We start from the raw sequence: 19,455 nt of genomic DNA, 5'->3' as shown, positions 1-19,455 counted from the left end.
AAGAGATGAGGCTCTGCCCGTGCCACCTCGTCGTCGTCGCTGTGGAATTCAGGCACGAACGACGTTGAACAGCCGATGTCGGCGCTGACGAACGCGGGTGGCAAGCTCGCGAGCGTGCTCTCTGTATGATCCCGCACGGCGGGTGAGCAGAGGAGTGGGGCATGCAGCCGGAAGGTCCGTACAGGTTCACCGAGGTGCTGGGCGAGTGCCAGGTCGGCAGGGCCTGGGCCGCGCTCGACGGGCAGGACCGCGCGCTGACCGTGGCGGTCCTGGACGGTGCCGCCGCCGGTGACCAGCGCTGGCGCGAGGCGTTCACCAACGCGGCGAACGTGCTGGCCCAGACGCCCGGCGGTCACCGGTACGTGAACTCCGACTTCGCCGCGGGCCAGCCCTGGGTGGCGTATGCGTCCGAAGAGGACGGCGCGGCCGAGCGGCTGTTCCGCAGCCTGGGCATGGACTACCAGCGCACCGCCACCGCCGAGATCCTCCCGCCGCCCCCGCCGGTGTCCGCGCCGCCGCAGCAGGTCTCGTCGCCGCCGCAGTTGCCGTGGAGCCCGCAGCCGTGGGCGATGACGCCGCAGCAGCCGGTCTCCGGCGCGCCCGTCTCGTCCGGCGCGCCCGTGTCCCCCGGCATGCCGGTGTCGCCGGGCATGCCGGTGCCGGCGATCCCGGCCCAGGCCACCGCTCCGGACCCGCTCGTGCCGACCGGCGGCCCTCGCATCGCACCGGTCGCGCGCCCGCCCAAGAGCCGTAGCGGGCTGTGGATCGGCGGCCTGGTCATGGCGGCGGTGCTGGCCGGCGGCGCCGGGCTGCTGGCCGGACGGTCGCTCGCCGACGGCGGCGAACCGTCCACTCCGGCGGCCAGCGCCTCCCCGGCGCTCTACGAGGCCACCCAGCAGTCGCTGAACAAGGCGAAGTTCGACGCCGCGCTCATGCCGATCGCCGAGCCGTGGCTCGACGGGGTGGGCGGCTGCGCGATCAACACCGAGAAGAGCGGCCCCGGGCTCGCCGCGGGCGAGAAGCAGCACGTCTTCTGCCGCTACCTGGGCGTGTCCCTGCACTTCGCCGAGTACGAGTCGGCCGAGAAGAAGGAGGCGGCGCGCGCCTTCCGCCAGCAGATGGGCATCATCGGCCGTGCGCTCGCGCCGGGCATGCGGGAGGCCGGGCCGGCCACCGGGGGCGTCAGCGGTGCGCAGGGCGGCTACGTCGAGTACGCCGGCAACGGCCAGGACGGCCGCCCGGTGTGCGGCATCTGGTGGGGCCGCGACGACAACACCAGCGCGATCTACATGGAGACGCCGTGCGGGGCCGGGCTCGGCGGCAACTGGGACGCCCTGCGCGACCTCTGGCAGCGGCACAGCTAACGGACGCGGGCGCCGTTCGGCGGCGGCACCAGGCACACGTCGCTGCCCTTGGCGACGCCCGCCGCCAGGTCGAAGCGGACCACGCGTGCCCCGCTGAACTGCCGCTCGGTGACCGCCACGCCGCTGCCGCCGAGCCGGACGATGACGTCCCGATTCGCCCCGTCGGCCCAGTCGGTGGCCTGGAACAGCCAGACCCGGGACCGTCCGGGCAGGAGCGTCGAGACGGTCTGCTTCGGACACCCGCCGGGGCCGGCCGCGACCACGTAGGCGTCCGCCGCCGGGCCGTACCACGCCTGGGCGTTCCACGAGACGGTGGTGGCCAGCACCAGGTCGCCCGGGCGGCGCTTGTCCTCCAGGTAGCGCAGCGCGCCCCGGTAGTCGACCGCGTTGGCGCCGCCGCCCTGGGCGAAGGCCCGCGCCGGATGCACAGTCGCCACCACGGCGGTGGCCAGCTGCGGTACGGCGAGCGCCAGCAGGAGCACCACCCCGACCGCCCACCTGATCCGCGCGGGCAGGCCGGCCCGCAGCGGTGGTGGCGCGACGGCGAGCGCGGCGAGCAGCAGGCACGCCGGTACCGCGTAGAGCGCCAGCCGGCCGTTGAACGGGTAGACCGACACCGCCGCGCCGGCCAGCCCGGCCGCCAGCGGGGTGAGCAGGACCAGCACCGCCACAGTGGAGAGCCGGCGCAGCCCGGCGGCCGTGCCCAGCACCAGCAGCGGTACGACGACCCACGCCGACCAGGCCACGAACGGCACTGTGGCGAGACTCCGGTACGTCGCCACGAGCCATTCCACAGTCGCCGGCAGGTCGGTGAGCGGGTGCGCCGGGTAGATCGACTTCGCCCGCCAGTACGCGGCGAGCTGCGGATCGGCCAGTCCCGGCGCCAGGAACAGCACGTACACCACGAGCGCGACCACGCCCCAGGCCGGCGCGGGGGCGAGGAACCGCCCCAGATCACGCCACCTGCTCGCCCGTGCGTGGTCCGGGCGGCACAGCGCGTACCCGGCCAGCAGCACGCCGAGCGCGCCGGTGACCGGAATGGACAGGGTGCTGACGAACGCCATCACCGCCGCGGCCGACCAGAACACCGCCGACCCGGCCCAGGTCGGGCCGGTCCGGACGAGCAGCAGCGCCAGCCCGATCACGAGCGTGACGCCGAACGCCTCGGCGCTGTACTGCTTCAGCTCGTTGGAGTAGCCGATCAGGAACGGCGCGACGGCGACGAGCAGCAGCGCCGCCAGCGCGGTCAGCGGCGGCAGGAGTGCCCGGCCGAGCCATGCCACGAGCGGCAGCAGCGCCAGCCCGAACAGCAGCGGCACCAGCCGTAGCGCCCGCTCGCCGTCGCCGAACTGCTCGAACGCGAACCGTTCCAGCCACAGCCAGCCGGGCGGCGCCGACTGGCTGAACGCCAGCGGCTGCAACAGGTCCAGGTAGCCGCGTTCCCGGATGTTGTGCGCGACGTACAGCTCGTCGCTCCAGAAGCTGCGCGCGTACGCCCACTGCCGGATCCGCAGCACGGCGCCCAGCGCGACCAACAGGCCCGCGACGGACCAGTACGGGGACCGGCTCAACCGCTCCCACGCGACCGCGACGAACGCGGCCGGCGTGCCCGGCCGCGACGGCACCGGCGTCGCCGACGCGGGCGCCATCGAGGGGGAGAAGGCCGGGCGTGTCACGGACACGGCGAGACCGTACCAAAGCGCCATTCACGTCAGCGGCCCCGCGACCGCCCTCGATCACTCCCCGTGGGAATCCGGCGTGGACACGGTGGACGGAAGCGCCGTGCCGACCAGCCCGGCGGCCCGGCGGTGCCGGCGCGCCGGTCGCGGCAGGCCGACCAGGAACTCCGGGAACATGCCGAAGAACGTCCGGGCGCTGCGCAGCTCCAGCGTGTGCGCGCGGGACCAGCGCACCGAGTTGGTCGCGCGCGCCCAGTGGTGGGTCCACCGCACGTCACCCAGCACCGCCACCGGCATCGAGTGCCGCCAGGCGCGCAGTCCCAGCTCGTGGTCCTCGTAGTAGAGGAAGAACCGCTCGTTCCACCCGCCCAGCGCGGCGACGTCGGCGGTCCGGCCGGCCACCGCCGCGCCCATCACCCAGGCGACGTGCCGCGTCTCGCCGGGCGCGGCCACCAGCCGGTACGAGGCGTGCAGCCGGGACAGCGGCCACACGTTCCGGTTGCCGAGTTTCGCCGTCGCGTACGGGAAGCCGCGCCCGTTCGCCTGCGGCGTGCCGTCGGTGCCCAGTAGCTGCGGCGCGACCAGTCCGCCGTGCGTGTCCAGGTGCCGGGCCAGCGCGTCCAGGCCGTCCGGGCGTACCTCCAGGTCCGGGTTGGCGAACAGCACGTACCGGCCGGTCGCCTGGCGCAACGCGACGTTGTTGGCGCGGGCGAAGCCGACGTTCTCCGGCAGCCGGATCACCCGCGCGCCCAGCTCCTCGGCGACCGTCGCCGAGTCGTCGGCGGAGGCGTTGTCGACCACCAGCCACTCGTACGGCTTCGGGCCGCGCCAGCAGCGGCGCAGCGTGTCCGCCGAGTGGTAGGTGACTGTCACCACGGTCCACGGCTGTGCCGTCATCACGCCCTCCGAGCGGTCAGGTAGCCGAGCAGGGACGCGAACCCGAACCGCGGCCCGGTCCAGCGGCGGCGGGCCGCCGGACCCTCGGCCAGCCCGCGTCCGATGCCGCGCAGGAACGGGCGCAGCAGGCCCTGCCGGGCGCGCCGGGCGGCGAGCGCGAGGTGCGCCAGCGCCAGCACCGGCACCGCGACGAGCAGCAGCGGCCAGGTGAACGTGCGGGACGCGACCAGCAGCCGGTTGCGGGCCAGCAGGAACGCCCGGAACCCCTGCAACCGGTCGTCGCCGTCCACGCTGTGCCCGCCCGCGTGCGGCAGCACCACGTCCAGCCCGCGCGTGCGCAGCCCGGAGGCGTAGAGCCGGAACGCCAGGTCGGCGTCCTCACCCCAGGCGAACAGGTGCTCGTCGAAGCCGCCGAAGCGCCGGTACAGCGCACTCGGGAAGACCGCCGCGCCGCCGGACGGGCCGAGCGGGGCACGGCCCGCAGTGGCCCGCCTGTCGATGAACAGCGACACCGGGTTCAGGTCGATGCCCACGTACTCGCCGCCGTGCATGGCCAGGCCGACAGCGACCGGGGCGTCCGGGCCGGCGGCGACGGCGGCGCAGATCCGGGCCAGCGCGTCGCCGGGCAGCCACACGTCCGGGTTCAGCAGCAGCAGGTGGCTCGTGGTGACCGTCGCCACCGCCCGGTTGCAGCCGGCCGCGAAACCCGGGTTCGTGGCGTCGGGCAGGTACGCGTACCGGTCGGCGGGCAGGTGCCCGGCGATCACCTCGGCGCACCCGTCGGCCGGCCAGTTGTCCGCGAAGACGAACCGGACCGGCAGGTCACCGGCGCTGCGTACCCAGGTCGGCAGCGTCTCGGCGAGCATGCCGGCGGACCGGTAGAGGACGGTGACCACGGTGAGGCCGTCGAACGTCATGCCGCGCCCCTGCCCAGCCGGTGCAGCACCCAGAGGCCGGGCACCAGGCTCAGCCAGGTCGGATAGATCAGCGGATACAGCTCGTAGACGCCGAACAGCGCGAAGTAGACGACGAACGCCCGCGCCAGCTGGCCGGCCGGCGCACGGGAGAACTCGAACCACCGTTCGGTCGCGCCCACCGCCAGCCCCAGCGCGGCCAGGAAGAACACCGCGCCCAGCGGGCCGTAGTCGAGCAGCGGGATGGCCACGAACGTGGCCGTGTTCATCAGGTACGGCTGGCTGAGCTGGGACGTCAGCCCGTACAGGTCCGCCTTGCCGACGATCGGCTCGACGCGGGAGCCGAGGAACGTCAGCGAGTACGTGCCGTACCGGGGCTCCAGGTGCTCCCGCTGCGACCACACCCGTCCGAACGTCTCGGTGGACGAACTGAGCGACAGGTCCAGCGACCCGGCGCTGCTGGTCAGCGCGTTGCTGCCGTAGCGGGCCCGGAACTCGGTCTCGAACGCGCCGGTGCCGGCCATGGTGCGCTGCCCACCGAGGAACACCGCCGCGCCGAGCGCCACCGCGCCGATCAGCAGCACCACCGGCGTACGCGCGGCCAGGAACGACGCGGCCCGTCCCCGGGTACGCCGCACCGACAGCGCCGCGATCAGCGCGGGCGCGATGCCCACCAGCACCGAGTTCTTGCTCGCGCCGAGCGCCGCCCCGACGGTGAAGACAGCGGTCAGCGCGTAGTAGACCGGCAGCGCCCGGCCACGCGCGGACAACGCGCGCAGCAGCGAGACCGCCATGCCGAGCGTCCACGCCTCGGACAGCAGCCCGATGACCAGGTTCGACTGCTCGCGCAGCACCTGCCGGGCGGCGTCCGGGTTGTCGGCGAGCAGCGGCGGCACGGTTCCCCGGAACCGGATCGCCGCGGTCACCACCGCGACACCGAGCAGCACGGACAGGTACGTCAGCAGGCGGCGTTCGGACGGCCAGGACAACGCCGGACGGGACCGGTCGCCGTCGTCCCGCCTGTCGATCAGCCGCCGGCCGGCCGCCCAGGCCAGCAGGAATACCGTCACGTAACCGGCGAGCACCGGCAGCACCCCGCGACCGGCCCAGGAGTCGTACGGGCCGGGCAGCACCCGCACGGCGAGCAGCGCGGCGGTCCAGACGGCGGCGCAGGCGGCGAGCGCCCACATCCGCAGGCGCGCGGCGAGCAGCGTGCCGACCGCCAGCGCGAGCGCGACGGCGGTCCCGGCGTCGAGCGTGGCCAGCAGCAGGGCCGCGCCCAGCGCGAACGGGATCCCGACCGACCAGAGGCGTCGCTCAGCGGGGGTCACGGGCGACCGTCCGGTACAGGTCGTGCCAGTCGTCCACGCACCCGTCGAACGAGTGCCGGTCCGCGTACTGCCGGGCCAGGTCGCGCCGCCGCTCGTCCCACGCGGCCGGATCGGTGGCCGTACGCACGGCGGCGGCCAGCGCCTGCGGCGTCAGTTCCGCCCGGTACGCGAGCACACCGTCACCGGCGGCGGTGACCTCGGTCAGCCCGCCCGCGCCGGAGTGCACCACCGGCACACCGAGCGACATCGCCTCCAGCGCGCTGCGCCCGAACGCCTCCACCCGGGACGGCACCAGCAGGCAGTGCAGCCGTTGCAGGAACGGCGCGGCGTCGACGCGGCCGACCAGATGCAGGTTCGGCCGTTCCCCGACGTCGACGGTGCCCGCCCCGGCGACCAGGAACTCCACGTCCGGCAGCGCGGCGGCGACGTCGGCCAGCAGGTCGGCGCCCTTCTCCCGTTCCAGCCGGCCGAGGAAGCCGGCCCGCACCGGGCCGTCCGGCGCGGGGCCGCCGGTGCCGGTCACCTGCGGCCAGATGGCGGGCAGCGGGTTCGGGATCACCCGCACGTCGCGGATCCGCCCGCGTACCCGAAGCTCGTGGGCCTCGAAGCCGGAGACCGCGACCGTCGCGTGCGGCCGCAGCCGCCGGAACATCAGGTCGGTGCTGATGTTGGCCTGCACCGCGGCCTTGGCGCGCAGCGTCTCCGCCGTGTCGCGGTACTGCCAGAGGCTGTTGTGCAGCGTCACCACGAGCGGCGTGCGGCGGCCCCGCACGCCCAGGCCGGCGCGGGCGTGCATCGCGGCGGAGAGCAGGTGCGCGCTCACCACGTCCGGCCGCAGCTCCTCGACGAGCGCGCGGATGCCGCGCGCGTACCCGAGGTCCACCCGCCTGGCCGCGCCCAGCGGACGCCACGGCACGCCCGCGTCCCGCAACGCCGCCGCCACCTCGTCCTCGGGTGTGGCGGCGACCACGTCGACGCCGCGGGCCGCGAGCGCCGGCAGCATCTCGATCAGGAAGCGCTCGGCGCCGCCGAGCTGCCGCCGCCCCGACCCGCCGGTGGTGCAGACGAACAGCACCCTCATCGGACGCCCATGCCTTCCAGGGCGCCGCGGGCGATCGCCCGCCGCGCCGCCCCGCCGCCCACCGCCGCCCGGGCGAGCACCCCCAGCGTGTACGCGGAGCAGGCCACGGTGCCCCGCCACCCGGCCAGCTCACGGCTGGCCCGGATGAACTCGCGGGTCTGCCGGCGGGAGATCTCCTCGGCCGCCCACCGGCGCTTCGCGCTCGCGTCGTCCTCGTGCGTGACCACCGCGTCCGGCAGGTACGCCAGGCGCAGCCCCAGCCGGCGCACCGCCCAGCACAGCCGCAGGTCCTCGGAGTAGAAGAACGACGACTCGTCCACGCCGCCGATCCGGTCCAGCGTCTCCCGCCGGATCGCCACGAACGGCCCGGAGAGCCAGTCGCCGCGCTCCGGCGGGGCCACGATCCGCAGCCTCGGGAACACCAGGCTGAGCCCGGTGGCGTGCGCGAATCCGGTGCCCACCGTGAGGAACCGGCCGGCGGCGGTCTGGTCCCGGCCGGTTGCGTCGAGCACCTTGGGGAACGCCGCGCCGACCGCCGGGTCGTCCAGTTCGGCCACCAGCCGCTCGATCGCGCCCGGCCGCACCAGGATGTCGTTGTTGGACAGCACCACCCGGGACCGGGTGCTGTGCCGGACACCGAGGTTCATGCCCTTGGCGTAGCCGAGGTTCGTCTCCGAGCGCACGTACCGGGCGCCGGTCTCGGCGCACATGGCCCGCAGCCGGTCGCTGATCTCGGCGGCGCTGCCGTTGTCCACCACGACGGCCTCCACGCCGTCTGGCAGCGAGCGGACGCAGCCGTCGGTGCGCTCGAAGTCTTCCCAGGTCAACACGACGATTGAGACGTCCACCGCTAGGCCATCCGATTGACGAGGAGGTGCGTGGACCGCTGGAGTCGCTGCCGGGTGCGCAACGCGTAGACGCCGTAGGCGACCGACGACGCGACCGCGGCGCCGAGCGCGCCGGCCCACGGGATGAGCAGAACGTACAGCACCACCGACACCGACATGGTGACCAGGGCCACGGCGGTGGTGGCCTGCTCGCCCGCGCGCTTGAGCAGCGCCGCGCTCCACGTCTTGCCGGCCGACAACGCCAGCGTCCCGGGCAGCAGGAGCAGCCCGAAGATCCAGGCGTCGCGGTAGTCGGGCGCCAGCACGCCGAGCACCGCCAGGCCGATCACGGCGAGCGCGGCGATCGGCAGCGCCGACTTGACGACGTCGCGGCCGTGGTCGCCGATCGCGTCCGGGTCACGCTCGGCCAGGATCCGCTGCGCCCGTACCACCGCGCCGGACTGCGCGAACTCCAGCGCCGCCACCGCCAGCGCGAACACACCGAGCGCGCCCGCGCCGGCGAAGCGGGCCACCAGGACCTGGCTCAGCCGGTACGTCAGCATCTGCGCGCACACCCCGACGTGCAGCCGGCCCACGGCGAGCAGGTCGGCGCGGTACTCGGTGCGTCCCGCCGTCGTCGCCGGCACCGGCCCGGACCGCCGCGCCCAGCCCAGCACCGCCACCCCGAGCACAGTGGCGGTGGCGACCTGAACGCACAGCCAGAGCACGCTCCACAGGCCACCGTCGAGCCGGTGGCCCAGCCAGAGCAGCCCGTACCCGGCCAACAGCACCGCGCCGCCGAGCGCCCGCATGGTGTAGACGAACCAGAACCGCTTCAGGCGCAGGCCGAGCGATGCCGCCGTGTTGAACACGGTGAGCGCGCAGCCCGCGCCGATGCCCACCGGGTGGCTGCCCAGCCCGGCCAGCGTGGTCAGCAGCGCCGCGGCCAGCGCGGTGAGGCCGAGCGACACGATCAGGATGCCGGCGATCCACAGGCGACCGCGCGACATGATCCAGCCGGCCGGGCGGGACAGCAGGAACGTGTCCACGGACAGGCCGCCGAGCGCCGCGCCCACTGTGGCGCTCACCATGTTCGCCGCGAGTTCACCGCGTTCGGCGGCCGGCAGCGTCACCGACACCAGCGCGGCGAGCCCGGTCAGGCCCAGGGCGACCAGATAGAGACGCTCGGGGGAGACGATCCGCCGGACCCGGCCTAACACCCGGCGCCCAGGCGCCGGCGCCGGCCGCGAGCCGGCCACGCGGAATCCACTCGTCTTCCCCCAAGATGCGCGGATGTGTGCGGGCCTGTTCTACCCGACATGAGCTTCGTTGCGCAATGGACCCGGCGGGCGGGTACGCCCGCGGCGGGCCGCCGCCGGTAGTGTGACGCGTCGTGGACCTCGCCCACTTCCGCGACACGATCGGCAGGCGGTGGCCGATCGTGCTGGCGCTGACGCTGCTGTGCGGTGCGCTCACCGGGGTCCTCGCCGAACGACGGCCCCCGGTCTACCGCGCCGAGACCCAGATGCTCGTCACGTTCGCCGCCGAGAAGTCGGCCGCGCCCCAGCCCCGCCCGCCGGCCGACGAGGCGGGCCGCCTGATGCAGCGGCGGGTGAAGACGTACGCCACCATGATGAACACGCCCCGGCTGACCCGCCCGGTGATCGACTCGCTCGGACTGCCGTACACCACCGACGACCTGGCCGGCCGTGTCGTCGCCTCGTCCACTGTCGACTCCCTGGCGATCGACGTGGCGGTCACCGACCGGTCCGCCGGCACCGCCGCGGCGATCGCCGCCGCGCTCGCCGCCGAACTGCAACGGATCGCCGCACGAGACCTGCCGCCCGCCGGGCTCGGGCTCAAGGCCCACGTCGCGGTGGTCCGGGCCGCCGCACCGCCGCAGCGTCCCGAGCCGGTGCGGTGGCAGTGGTACGCGGCCGGCGGCGCGCTCGGCGGCCTCGCCGTCGGGGTCGGGATCGCGCTGGTGCTCGGCTACCGCCGGGCGGGTACGCCGGTGAGCGCGGACGTGCGGACGCTCTGGGCGAGCATGACGCGTCGCCGTCCGCCGGCTCCGGCAGCCTCGGACGCGGTGACTTCGGACGCGGCGGCCTCGGACACGGCGGCCTCGGATGCGGCGGCCTCAGAGGCGACAGCCTCCGACACGGCGGCCTCGGATGCGGCGGCCGGTGGCTCGGCCGGGGTGCCGGGTCAGGCCGACGGCCGGGTGTCGAGCCCGGCCGTGAAGGAGCGGCAGGCGTCGTAATCGGGCAGCAGGCCCGCATCGCGCGCCTGCGCCAGGCGCGGTGCCGCCGCGTCCCGCTCGGACAGCAGCGGCGTCGCCGCCGGCCAGTCGATCCCGAGATCCGGATCCAGCGGGTGCACCGTGTGCTCGGCCGCCGGGTTGTACGTGGCGGAGCAGAGGTAACTGAGCGTCGCGTCGTCGGTGAGCGCGCAGAACCCGTGCCCCAGCCCTTCGGCCAGGTAGACGGCCCGCCGGTCGGTGTCGTCGAGGCGTACCGCCTCCCACCGGCCGTACGTCGGCGAGCCGACGCGTACGTCCACCACCACGTCCAGCACCGCCCCGCGTACGCAGGTGACGTACTTGGCCTGGCCCGGCGGTACGTCGGCGAAGTGGATGCCGCGCACCACGTCCCGCGCGGAGACGGAGAGGTTGGCCTGCGCGACCCGCAGCGGATGACCGACCGCCTCGGCGAGCCGGTCGAAGCGGTACCACTCCAGGAACAGGCCCCGCGGGTCGCCGTGCCGGCGCGGGGTCACCTCCCAGGCGCCCTCGATGCTCAGCGGACGGATCTTCACGACACGCTCCCCGAACCGGACCGCTCGGCCAGCAGACCCAGCAGGTATTCACCGTAACCGCTGCGTGTCAGCGGGTGGGCCAGCATCCGCAGCCGCTCGTCGTCGATCAGCCCGGACCGCCAGGCGACCTCCTCGACGCAGCCGATCTTCATGCCCTGGCGTTCCTCGATCACCCGGACGAACTCGGCGGCCTGCATCATCGACGTGAACGTGCCGGTGTCCAGCCACGCGGTGCCCCGGTCGAGCACCGTCACCGTCAGCTCGCCCCACGCCCGGTACGTCTCGTTGATCGCGGTGATCTCCAGCTCGCCACGGGCGCTCGGGGTCAGCTTGCGGGCGATGTCGACCACCCGGTTGTCGTAGAAGTAGAGGCCCGGCACCGCGTACCGGGACCGGGGGCGCTCCGGCTTCTCCTCGATCGACAGCACCCGGCCGGCGTCGTCGAACTCCACCACGCCGTAGTCCTGCGGGTTGGCGACCGGGTACGCGAAGACCCGCCCACCGGCCGGTTCGCCGTGCTGGGCGAGCTGCCGGCCGAGCCCGACGCCGTGGAAGATGTTGTCGCCGAGGACCAGCGCCACCGACTCGTCGCCGATGAAGTCGGCGCCGAGCAGGAACGCCTGCGCGATGCCCTCCGGGCGGGGCTGCTCGGCGTACGCCAGGCGCAACCCCCACTGGCTGCCGTCGCCGAGCAGCCGCTCGAACTGGGCGCGGTCGTCCGGCGTGGTCACCACCAGGATCTCCCGTACCCCGGCCATCACCAGAGTGGAGAGCGGGTAGTAGACCATCGGCTTGTCGAAGACCGGCATCAGCTGCTTGGAGACGGCCCGGGTGATCGGCCAGAGCCGGGATCCGGTGCCGCCGGCGAGAAGGATTCCACGCACCCGCGGAGACTACCCGCGGGGCCGCCGCCCCCGTGGCCCGTCGACGTCCCGCCCGGGCTGCCGGTACGGCGTAGACTCCACGACCCGTGAGGATCCTCGTCACCGGCGGCGCCGGCTTCATCGGGTCGGAGTACGTGCGGATGCTGCTGGGTGTGCCCGGCGGCGACGCGGCGGGGGTGCCGGTCGAGGGCCCGGCCGCGCTCACGGTGCTGGACAAGCTGACCTACTCCGGCAACCCGGCGAACCTGGCCCCGGTGCGCGACGACCCCCGGCTGCGCTTCGTCCGCGGCGACATCTGCGACCCGGCGCTGGTCGACGAGGTGGTGCCCGGTCACGACGTGATCGTCCACTTCGCCGCCGAGTCGCACGTGGACCGGTCGATCACCGGCGCCGCCCCGTTCGTCACCACGAACGTGCTCGGCACGCAGACGCTGCTGGACGCCGCGCTGCGGCACGGCGTCAGCCGGTTCGTGCACGTCTCCACCGACGAGGTGTACGGCTCGATCGACTCCGGCTCGTGGACGGAGAGCTGGCCGCTGGCGCCGAACTCGCCGTACTCCGCCTCGAAGGCCGGGTCGGACCTGCTGGCGCTCTCCTACCACCGCACCCACGGCCTGGACGTCGTGGTGACCCGCTGCGCCAACAACTACGGGCCGTACCAGTTCCCGGAGAAGGTCGTCCCGCTGTTCGTGACCAATCTGCTCGACGGCGGCACCGTGCCGCTGTACGGCGACGGCGGCAACGTCCGCGACTGGCTGCACGTGCACGACCACTGCCGGGGCGTGGCGATGGTGCAGGAGAAGGGGCGGGCCGGCGAGGTCTACCACATCGGCGGCGGCACCGAGCTGACCAACCGCCAGCTCACCGAGCGGCTCCTGGCGGCGTGCGGGGCCGGCTGGGACCGGGTCGTGCCGGTCACCGACCGCAAGGGCCACGACCGCCGCTACTCGCTGGACATCACCAAGATCAGCAGCGAGCTGGGGTACGCCCCGAGCATCGACCTCGACCGGGGCCTGGCCGAGACGGTCCGCTGGTACCGGGACAACCGGGCCTGGTGGGAGCCGCTGAAGACGGCCGGCCACCGATGACCCGGGTGCTCGTCACCGGCGCGGGCGGGATGCTCGGGCGGGATCTGCTCGCCGTGCTGCGGACCCGGCCGGACCTGTCGGTCACCGCCGCCGCCCGCGCCGACCTCGACGTCACCGACGCCCACGCGGTGCGGGACGCGGTCGGCGGGCACGACGTGGTGCTCAACGCCGCCGCGTGGACCGACGTGGACGGCGCCGAGACACGCGAGCGGGACGCCACAGCCGTCAACGGCGACGCGGTCGCCGCCCTGGCCCACGCCTGTGCCGTGTCCGGCGCGCGCCTGGTGCACGTCTCCACCGACTACGTGTTCGCGGGCGACGCCACCGAGCCGTACCCGGAGGACGCGCCGACCGGCCCGGTCAACGCGTACGGGCGCGGCAAGCTCGCCGGGGAACGGGCGGTGGCCCGGCTGCTGCCCGAGACCGGGTACGTCGTGCGTACCGCCTGGCTCTACGCCACCCACGGGCGCAACTTCGTCACCACGATGCTGCGGCTGGCGGCCGAACGCGACCGGCTCGACGTGGTGGACGACCAGCACGGGCAGCCCACCTGGTCGTACCGGCTCGCGGAGCGTCTCGTGGCGCTCGCCGACGCGGCGCTCGCCGGCGACGCGGCGCCCGGGACGTACCACGGCACCGCCGCCGGCGAGACGACCTGGTACGGCCTGGCCCGAGCCGTCTTCGCCCTGCGTGGTCTCGACCCGGACCGGGTCCGGCCGACCACGAGCGACCGCTTCCCGCGCCCGGCGCCGCGCCCCCGCTACAGCGTGCTGGCGCACGGCCGGTGGGCGGCGGCGAAGCTGCCGCCGCCGGGCCACTGGCGGGCGGACCTGGCGCAGGCGCTGGCCGGCGACGGCGGCTAGCGGCCCCCGCCCCGGAAGACCTCGGTGACGGTACGCAGCACGATCTTGATGTCGAGCCAGAGCGACCAGTTCTCGACGTAGTAGTTGTCGAACCGCGCCCGGTCCGAGATCGGCGTGTCCCCGCGCAGGCCGCTGACCTGCGCCAGCCCGGTGAGGCCGACCGGTACGCGGTGACGCATCGCGTACCTCGGGTACTCGATGGAGAACTTCTCCACGAAGTACGGCCGCTCCGGCCGGGGCCCCACCACGCTCATCTCACCGCGCAGGATGTTCCACAGCTGCGGCAGCTCGTCCAGCGAGGTGCGCCGCATGAACCGCCCGATCGGCCCGACCCGCTCGTCGTGCGCGATGGACCAGGTGGTCTGCGACTCGTACTCGTCGGCCGGGCGCATGGACCGGAACTTGATCACGTGGAACGGCTTGCCGTACCGGCCGATGCGCTCCTGGCGGAAGAACACGCCCCGGCCGCCGTCGAGGAACGTGGCGACGGCGCAGAGCAGCAGCAGCGGGCTCAGCAGCACCAGGGCGGTCACCGCGAACACCACGTCGGAGGCGCGCTTGAGCCGCCACCGGGGACCGGTGAGCGTGGTGTCGCCGATCTTGATGATCGGGATGGCTCCGATGTGGTCGGGGTAGCCGCCCTGCGACCGCGACCCCCACAGGCGCGGCACCGCCCACAGGTCACAGCGGGAACTGGCCGGACGCAGCAGCGCCTCCATCAGGTCGGCCTCGGAGCAGTCCGGGTCCGCGATGACCAGGACCTCGCACTCCAGCATGTCGGCGAGCTTCTCCAGGTCGTCGATCGTGCCGATGAGCGGCAACGCGCCGATCCGCGGCCGGGACGGGGCGTCGACAGTGCCGACGAACCGCAGCCCGTACTGCGGGTAGCGGCGCAACAGCCGGGCCAGCTCGCCGCCGATCGGCCCGCCGCCGATCACTATCGCGTTGTGCTCCACCCACCGGCGCTTGCGGGCCAGCAGGATGAGCCGGCTGTTCAGCGCCCGCCCGACGATCACCAGGCCGGCGGAGAGCGCGACGCCGCGCATGAACCCGCTGACGTACGGCACCGAGTCGTGCCGCAGCGCCGCGATGATCGCACCCACCGCGCCGGAGGCCAGCAGCCGGCCGCCCAGGCTCGGCAGCTCGTCCAGGATGCTGATGTGCCGGCGCGGCCGGTAGAGCCCGCCCGCCGCGAACAGGCCCACCGTGAGCGCGGCGTTGAACAGCGTGCCGCGCCAGTAGTTCTGGGTCAGCAGCAGCGGCGCGAGCAGCGCCGCGACGTCGATGGGAGCGGTCACCATCCAGGCCCGCAACCAGCGGGTACGCGTCGACGCCCGCGAACCCGCGTACGGCAGCACTGTCGTCGTGTCCAGGCCGCCGTCCATCGGCGTGCTCATGGCCACACCGGACGGTGGCGCGGACGGATGCTCGAACGCCGGCAGGCGTGGCATGGTCGATCCTTCCCCGTGACGCCTCCGGCCCGGATGCAGAGACCGACGGCGATCGCAGGATACGAGCGGCCCCGCCCCGCCGCCAGCACCGGCATGACAGATCGACGTCCTACTTTCCGCTTATCGCGAGGATCTCGGGGACCGAGTCGCGGCGGACCGCGTCGAACAGCGTCTTGGACCGTGCCGGATCGGGGAACACGACGCTCTCGCTGCCGACCCGGCCGGTGCCCTTCACCGGGCAGGTGAAGAACGTCAGGTTGCCGCCGCGCAGGCCACGCATCTCCATCGCCAGATCCACGAGCGACAGTGACTTGTCGACGGCCACCGAGTCCGACGTGGCACGGACGAACGAGTTCAGCTTGGCCGGGTTGGTCAGCACACCGCCCGAGGCGGCCTTGTCCAGAATGGCCTTGATCACCTGCTGCTGGTGCCGGATCCGCGCGAAGTCGCCGTCGGGGAAGGCGTGCCGCTCCCGCGCGTAGTCCAGCGCGGCCGCCCCGTCCATGGTCTGCCGGCCCTTCTCGAAGGTGCGCGTGCCGATCAGCGAGTACTTCGTGGTGAAGCCCTTCTCCACGTCGATCTCGACCCCGCCGAGCGCGTCGATGATCTCCTTGAAGCCGGCGAAGTCGACCATCGCCACGTTGTCCACCCGTACGCCGCTGAACTTCTCCACCGTCTGCACCATCAGCGGCACGCCGCCCCAGGCGTACGCGGCATTGATCTTCGCGTCGCGACCGCCGCGGCCCTCCTTCGACTTCGGGATGGCCGTCCAGGTGTCCCGGGGGATCGAGATGAGCTGGGCGCTCGACCGGTCCTTCGGCAGGTGGGCCAGGATGATCGTGTCACTGCGCGAGCCGCCGGTGCTCTGCGGATCGCGGGAGTCGCTGCCCAGGATCATGATGTTCATGGCGCCCTTGGCCTCGACCTGTGGGCGCGACTCCTCCGGTACGCCCTCGAAGGCGTCGACCCGCTCGATGGACCTGTCGACCGAGCGGTAGTAGAGGCCGCCGGCCAGCGCGCCGCCGCCGGTGAGCAGCACCACCACCAGCAGCACGATCAGCGCGATCCGCCGGCCCCGGCGGCGCCGGGGCGCCTTCTCCTCCACGGGCCCGCCCGGCTCCACATCGGAGCCCTGCGCGCGCGGGTCGGAATCGGTGAGCTGGTGGCGATCTGACATGCCGCGATGCTACTGATTCGCGTCGTACCGTGTGGACCCGCGCCCGGACGGTGACGCCCGGCGGCGCGGGACCGCCGCGGCGAGGTTCCCGGTTCCGGGCCTTGCCGCCGCCCGGCCGCCGGATCGATGATGGTGACGAATGCCACATCGACCGAGGAGTCGAGATGCAGGTCATCCACCAACCGCGGGTGGCGTGGGACGCCGCCCGGGTCATCGGCGGCGCGATCCACGACGAGCACCTGTTCGGCTGGCTGCGCGGCGAACTCGGCGCCCTGATGGGCCCCGCCACGGTGGCGGCCCTCGACGAGACCCGGGACCGGGTCCGCTGGGCCGGCGACGCCCGGCTGCCGGTCGAGACCGGCGTCTGGCGCGTCCGCCTGGAGGACTCGCTCCGGCAGCAACCCGACCTCGCCGGCGGGCTGGCCGGTGTCGTCTCCACCGCCCGCGCGCTGCGCCCGGTTTAGCTTTCGCTTAGCTCGCTTGTCCGGCGGCACGCCGTCCGGCAGCATCGACCGGCGTGACCGACGGCACCGCACCCCACCCGCCGACCGCCGGCGCCGCGTCCGGACCCGCCACCCCGGACGGTCGACGCCGCGCCGCCTCACGCCGTCGCCGCCTGGCCACCGCCGGTCTGGTCACCGTGGCCGCCGCGGTCGCGGTGACCCTCGCGGTACGCGGCGGCGCCGCCCCCGCCTGCGCCGCCACGCCGCCGCGCGCTGCCGTGGCCGCTCTCCCGCCCGTGGCCGCCGCCCTGCCGCCCGGTGCCGCCCGGCCGGTGGCTGCCGCCCCGCCCGTCGGCGGCGCGACGCGCAGCGGCAAGGCGACCTTCTACGACTCCGAGGGTGCCGGCGGCAACTGCTCCCGGCCGGCCGCGCCGGCCGACCGGATGTACGTCGCGCTCGGCCCGGACGAGTACGCCTCCGGCGCCTCCTGCGGCGGCTTCCTCGACGTCACCGGCCCACGGGGCACCGTCCGGGTGCTGGTGATGGACCAGTGCCCGGAGTGCGCGCCGGGTCACCTCGACCTCTCCGCCGAGGCGTTCGCCCGGATCGCGGATCCGGTGCAGGGGGTGGTGAAGGTCAGCTACCGCGCGGTGGTGAACCCGAGGTTGCCCGGTCCGCTCACCTTCCGGATGAAGGAGGGCTCGTCGCAGTGGTGGTTCGCCGTCCTGGTCGGTGACCACGGCAACCCGCTGCGCTCGGTCGAGGTACGGCAGAGCGGCTCGTGGCGTGCGGCGCAGCGGCAGGACTACAACTACTGGCTGATCGAGTCAGGGGCCGGTCCCGGCCCGTACGAGATCCGGGTCACCGACGTGTACGGCCACCGCGCGACCGCCACCGGCATCCGGATGCTCCCCGGCCAGGTGCAGCGCGGCAAGACCCGCATGTACGGCACCAACCCCGCCACCCCGAAGCCCACCCCGAAGAAGCCGAGCCCCACCCCCACCCCCAGCCCTTCCGCCCCCACCCCGTCTCCCACCCCGGCCGCCCCCACCCCAGCCCTGACGGAACCCGTGGTGCAGGCAGCCGCCGCCCCACCCACCCCGGCCCCCTGCTCCTGACCCCCCACGGCTCCCGCCGTCGCTGCCCCTCCCACCCCCGCCGATCTTGCGCTCGCGGCCCCTCTGTTGCCGCATAAGCACCTTTCGCCCGGGCCCCAACCGCAAGATCGCGGGGAGCGGGCGGGAAGGGGAGCGGGTGACCGCCTCGAGGCCGGCCCACGTCGATCTTGCGCTTGCGGCCGTCCGGGTGTCCTGGATGTGGTTTTTGCCGGGGCTGAAAGCGCAAGATCGACGAGCCGGGGCGGGGCGGGGCGGGGCGGGAGGGTCAGGTTGTGAGGTCGAGCCACATGAGGATCTCGTCTCGGGCGTCGGTGGGGGACAGGCGCAGCGCGGCGGGGAGGCGGCCGATCTCGCGGTACCCGAGGCGCTTGTAGAAGCGATCCAGGCCCAGACCGTCGCGGACCGTCACGTGCAGCGCCGCCAGGCCGAGCTCCCGGCTGATCCGCTCGGCCTCGCGCATCAGCGCCGCGCCGTGGCCGCGTCCCTGCGTGTCGGGGTGCACCATGACGCGCTTGAGCACCCGCCAGTGCGTCTTGAGGTGGAACCGGTTGTCGGCGATGACCAGGACGGCGACCAGCCGTTCGCCCTCGTAGCCGACGAGCAGCCGGTCCGGCCCGTCCGCGACCTCGTCGAGCGTCGAGGCGGCGACCGGGCGTACCTCGTCCGCGGTCACGGGGGCGACGAAGCCGACGGCGCCGCCGGCGTTCGTCACGTCCACCCAGAGCGCGACGATCTGGTCGCGCAGTTCGGGGGTCAGGTCGGGGTCGAGTACGAAACGCAGATCCACGACGCCATCCTGCGCGTGGCGACGTGGCCCGGGCCCACATTCGTGATGCGGGTGACACCGCTGATGGTGCGGGAGGGGGGTTTCGAACCCCCACGTCCTCTCGGACACAGGCTCCTAAGGCCTGCGCGTCTGCCGTTCCGCCACTCCCGCCCGACCCGCTGAGTTTAGAGTGTCGCGCCGGAGCCGTGTGTACTCCGGGCCCGCGACGAGGCACGCCGGCCGGCGACCTCAGTCGAGGCCGAGGTCCCGGCGCAGCTTGGCGACGTGGCCGGTGGCCCGCACGTTGTAGAGCGCCTGCTCGATCTTGCCGTCCTCGTCCACCACGAACGTCGAGCGGATCACGCCGGTGACAGTGCGGCCGTACATCTGCTTCTCGCCGAACGCGCCGTACGCGGTCAGCACCGCCTTGTCCTCGTCGGAGACCAGCGGGAACGTGATGGCGTCCCGGTCGCGGAACTTGGCGAGCTTCGCCGGCTTGTCCGGCGAGATGCCCACCACCTCGTAGCCGGCGGCCTGGAGGGAGGCGAGCGAGTCCCGGAAGTCACACGCCTGCTTCGTGCAGCCGGGCGTCATGGCGGCCGGGTACGCGTACAGGATGACCTTGCGGCCGCGCAGGCCGGCCAGGGACAGCGTGCCGCCGTCGTCGGTGGGGAGGGTGAACTCGGGGGCGGGGTCGCCGGGCTTGAGGCGGTCGGTCATGGCGGTGACGATACCGCCGGGCCGGTGCGGTCGGC

Annotated in this window: 19 protein-coding genes and 1 tRNA gene; 6 read left to right on the top strand and 14 right to left on the bottom strand. The window is 73.9% G+C overall.

Translation table 11 applies throughout. From position 1 onward, the window contains the following. The first annotated feature begins 161 nt into the window (after positions 1-161). On the top strand, positions 162-1,364 hold the full coding sequence (locus ABIH81_RS02030) for a hypothetical protein (RefSeq protein ID WP_349878752.1): 1,203 nt from the start codon (positions 162-164) through the stop codon (positions 1,362-1,364). Here ABIH81_RS02030 and ABIH81_RS02025 read toward each other — a convergent pair. Genes ABIH81_RS02025 through ABIH81_RS01995 form a run of 7 tightly spaced genes read right to left on the bottom strand, consistent with a single transcriptional unit; the run spans position 1,361 to position 9,313 of the window. Continuing rightward, entirely contained in the window at positions 1,361-3,046 is a 1,686-nt protein-coding gene (locus ABIH81_RS02025; RefSeq protein WP_349878751.1) for a glycosyltransferase family 39 protein, read from the bottom strand. The genes ABIH81_RS02030 and ABIH81_RS02025 overlap by 4 nt on opposite strands. Positions 3,047-3,100: 54 nt before the next feature. Next, entirely contained in the window at positions 3,101-3,940 is an 840-nt protein-coding gene (locus tag ABIH81_RS02020; protein WP_349878750.1) for a glycosyltransferase, read from the bottom strand. Continuing rightward, positions 3,940-4,857: a glycosyltransferase gene (locus ABIH81_RS02015; RefSeq protein WP_349878749.1), complete on the bottom strand. Its 918-nt coding sequence runs from the start codon at positions 4,855-4,857 to the stop codon at positions 3,940-3,942. Before ABIH81_RS02015 ends, ABIH81_RS02020 begins: the two co-directional genes overlap by 1 nt. Further along, positions 4,854-6,185: a hypothetical protein gene (locus ABIH81_RS02010; protein WP_349878748.1), complete on the bottom strand. Its 1,332-nt coding sequence runs from the start codon at positions 6,183-6,185 to the stop codon at positions 4,854-4,856. Before ABIH81_RS02010 ends, ABIH81_RS02015 begins: the two co-directional genes overlap by 4 nt. Beyond that, entirely contained in the window at positions 6,172-7,266 is a 1,095-nt protein-coding gene (locus ABIH81_RS02005) for a glycosyltransferase family 4 protein (protein ID WP_349878747.1), read from the bottom strand. Before ABIH81_RS02005 ends, ABIH81_RS02010 begins: the two co-directional genes overlap by 14 nt. Further along, positions 7,263-8,096, bottom strand: coding sequence for a glycosyltransferase family 2 protein (locus ABIH81_RS02000; protein WP_236619431.1), 834 nt, complete (start codon positions 8,094-8,096; stop codon positions 7,263-7,265). The genes ABIH81_RS02005 and ABIH81_RS02000 overlap by 4 nt, the downstream gene beginning before the upstream one ends. A gap of 20 nt (positions 8,097-8,116) precedes the next feature. Continuing rightward, entirely contained in the window at positions 8,117-9,313 is a 1,197-nt protein-coding gene (locus tag ABIH81_RS01995) for a hypothetical protein (RefSeq protein ID WP_349878746.1), read from the bottom strand. A 173-nt stretch (positions 9,314-9,486) separates the two neighbouring features. Here ABIH81_RS01995 and ABIH81_RS01990 point away from each other — a divergent pair, with 173 nt between their 5' ends. Next, on the top strand, positions 9,487-10,356 hold the full coding sequence (locus ABIH81_RS01990; protein ID WP_349878745.1) for a lipopolysaccharide biosynthesis protein: 870 nt from the start codon (positions 9,487-9,489) through the stop codon (positions 10,354-10,356). On the opposite strand, the gene rfbC is transcribed toward ABIH81_RS01990, so the two are convergent. Next, entirely contained in the window at positions 10,302-10,910 is a 609-nt protein-coding gene (gene rfbC, locus ABIH81_RS01985) for a dTDP-4-dehydrorhamnose 3,5-epimerase (protein ID WP_349878744.1), read from the bottom strand. The genes ABIH81_RS01990 and rfbC overlap by 55 nt on opposite strands. Then, positions 10,907-11,794 (bottom strand): glucose-1-phosphate thymidylyltransferase RfbA, encoded by an 888-nt coding sequence (gene rfbA, locus ABIH81_RS01980; protein WP_128138170.1) that lies wholly within the window; start codon positions 11,792-11,794, stop codon positions 10,907-10,909. The genes rfbC and rfbA overlap by 4 nt, the downstream gene beginning before the upstream one ends. 86 nt (positions 11,795-11,880) lie before the next feature. Between rfbA and rfbB the strand changes: the two genes are divergently transcribed. Next, the gene (gene rfbB / locus ABIH81_RS01975; RefSeq protein ID WP_349878743.1) at positions 11,881-12,882 is read left to right on the top strand and encodes a dTDP-glucose 4,6-dehydratase; all 1,002 of its coding nucleotides are present in this window, start codon (positions 11,881-11,883) and stop codon (positions 12,880-12,882) included. Continuing rightward, positions 12,879-13,745 (top strand): dTDP-4-dehydrorhamnose reductase, encoded by an 867-nt coding sequence (gene rfbD / locus ABIH81_RS01970; protein ID WP_349881273.1) that lies wholly within the window; start codon positions 12,879-12,881, stop codon positions 13,743-13,745. Before rfbB ends, rfbD begins: the two co-directional genes overlap by 4 nt. On the opposite strand, the gene ABIH81_RS01965 is transcribed toward rfbD, so the two are convergent. Beyond that, complete coding sequence (locus ABIH81_RS01965) at positions 13,742-15,196, bottom strand: sugar transferase (protein WP_349878742.1); 1,455 nt, start codon at positions 15,194-15,196, stop codon at positions 13,742-13,744. The two genes, rfbD and ABIH81_RS01965, sit on opposite strands and share 4 nt — an antisense overlap. A 109-nt stretch (positions 15,197-15,305) precedes the next feature. Continuing rightward, a complete protein-coding gene (locus ABIH81_RS01960) occupies positions 15,306-16,373 on the bottom strand; it encodes an LCP family protein (protein WP_349878741.1) in 1,068 nt (355 codons plus the stop codon). A 164-nt stretch (positions 16,374-16,537) separates the two neighbouring features. Here ABIH81_RS01960 and ABIH81_RS01955 point away from each other — a divergent pair, with 164 nt between their 5' ends. Together ABIH81_RS01955 and ABIH81_RS01950 are read left to right on the top strand one after the other, a co-directional pair. After that, a complete protein-coding gene (locus tag ABIH81_RS01955; protein ID WP_349878740.1) occupies positions 16,538-16,837 on the top strand; it encodes a hypothetical protein in 300 nt (99 codons plus the stop codon). Between the two features lie 53 nt (positions 16,838-16,890). Continuing rightward, positions 16,891-17,934: an expansin EXLX1 family cellulose-binding protein gene (locus ABIH81_RS01950; protein WP_349878739.1), complete on the top strand. Its 1,044-nt coding sequence runs from the start codon at positions 16,891-16,893 to the stop codon at positions 17,932-17,934. Between the two features lie 265 nt (positions 17,935-18,199). Here ABIH81_RS01950 and ABIH81_RS01945 read toward each other — a convergent pair whose 3' ends face one another. The 3 genes from ABIH81_RS01945 to bcp form a co-directional block, all read right to left on the bottom strand. Then, positions 18,200-18,721, bottom strand: a complete 522-nt coding sequence (locus ABIH81_RS01945; RefSeq protein ID WP_349878738.1) for a GNAT family N-acetyltransferase — start codon at positions 18,719-18,721, stop codon at positions 18,200-18,202. A gap of 64 nt (positions 18,722-18,785) precedes the next feature. Continuing rightward, positions 18,786-18,871: transfer RNA gene (locus tag ABIH81_RS01940), tRNA-Leu, on the bottom strand. A gap of 78 nt (positions 18,872-18,949) precedes the next feature. Further along, on the bottom strand, positions 18,950-19,420 hold the full coding sequence (bcp, locus tag ABIH81_RS01935) for a thioredoxin-dependent thiol peroxidase (RefSeq protein ID WP_349878737.1): 471 nt from the start codon (positions 19,418-19,420) through the stop codon (positions 18,950-18,952). Between the last annotated feature and the right edge of the window lie 35 nt (positions 19,421-19,455).

Source organism: Micromonospora sp. HUAS YX12 (genome assembly GCF_040215685.1).
GTDB lineage: Bacteria > Actinomycetota > Actinomycetes > Mycobacteriales > Micromonosporaceae > Micromonospora > Micromonospora tulbaghiae.
Note: the sequence above shows the minus strand (reverse complement) of the source record. Positions and strands in the feature narration are given on the sequence as shown.

What these genes read in the sequence shown, in the direction of transcription:
- ABIH81_RS02030 (WP_349878752.1), top strand. Translation starts at nt 162, where the DNA reads ATGCAGCCGGAAGGTCCGTACAGGTTCACCGAGGTGCTGGGCGAGTGC.
- ABIH81_RS02020 (WP_349878750.1), bottom strand. Translation starts at nt 3,940, where the DNA reads ATGACGGCACAGCCGTGGACCGTGGTGACAGTCACCTACCACTCGGCG.
- ABIH81_RS02015 (WP_349878749.1), bottom strand. Translation starts at nt 4,857, where the DNA reads ATGACGTTCGACGGCCTCACCGTGGTCACCGTCCTCTACCGGTCCGCC.
- ABIH81_RS02005 (WP_349878747.1), bottom strand. Translation starts at nt 7,266, where the DNA reads ATGAGGGTGCTGTTCGTCTGCACCACCGGCGGGTCGGGGCGGCGGCAG.
- rfbD (WP_349881273.1), top strand. Translation starts at nt 12,879, where the DNA reads ATGACCCGGGTGCTCGTCACCGGCGCGGGCGGGATGCTCGGGCGGGAT.
- ABIH81_RS01965 (WP_349878742.1), bottom strand. Translation starts at nt 15,196, where the DNA reads ATGCCACGCCTGCCGGCGTTCGAGCATCCGTCCGCGCCACCGTCCGGT.
- ABIH81_RS01960 (WP_349878741.1), bottom strand. Translation starts at nt 16,373, where the DNA reads ATGTCAGATCGCCACCAGCTCACCGATTCCGACCCGCGCGCGCAGGGC.
- ABIH81_RS01955 (WP_349878740.1), top strand. Translation starts at nt 16,538, where the DNA reads ATGCAGGTCATCCACCAACCGCGGGTGGCGTGGGACGCCGCCCGGGTC.
- bcp (WP_349878737.1), bottom strand. Translation starts at nt 19,420, where the DNA reads ATGACCGACCGCCTCAAGCCCGGCGACCCCGCCCCCGAGTTCACCCTC.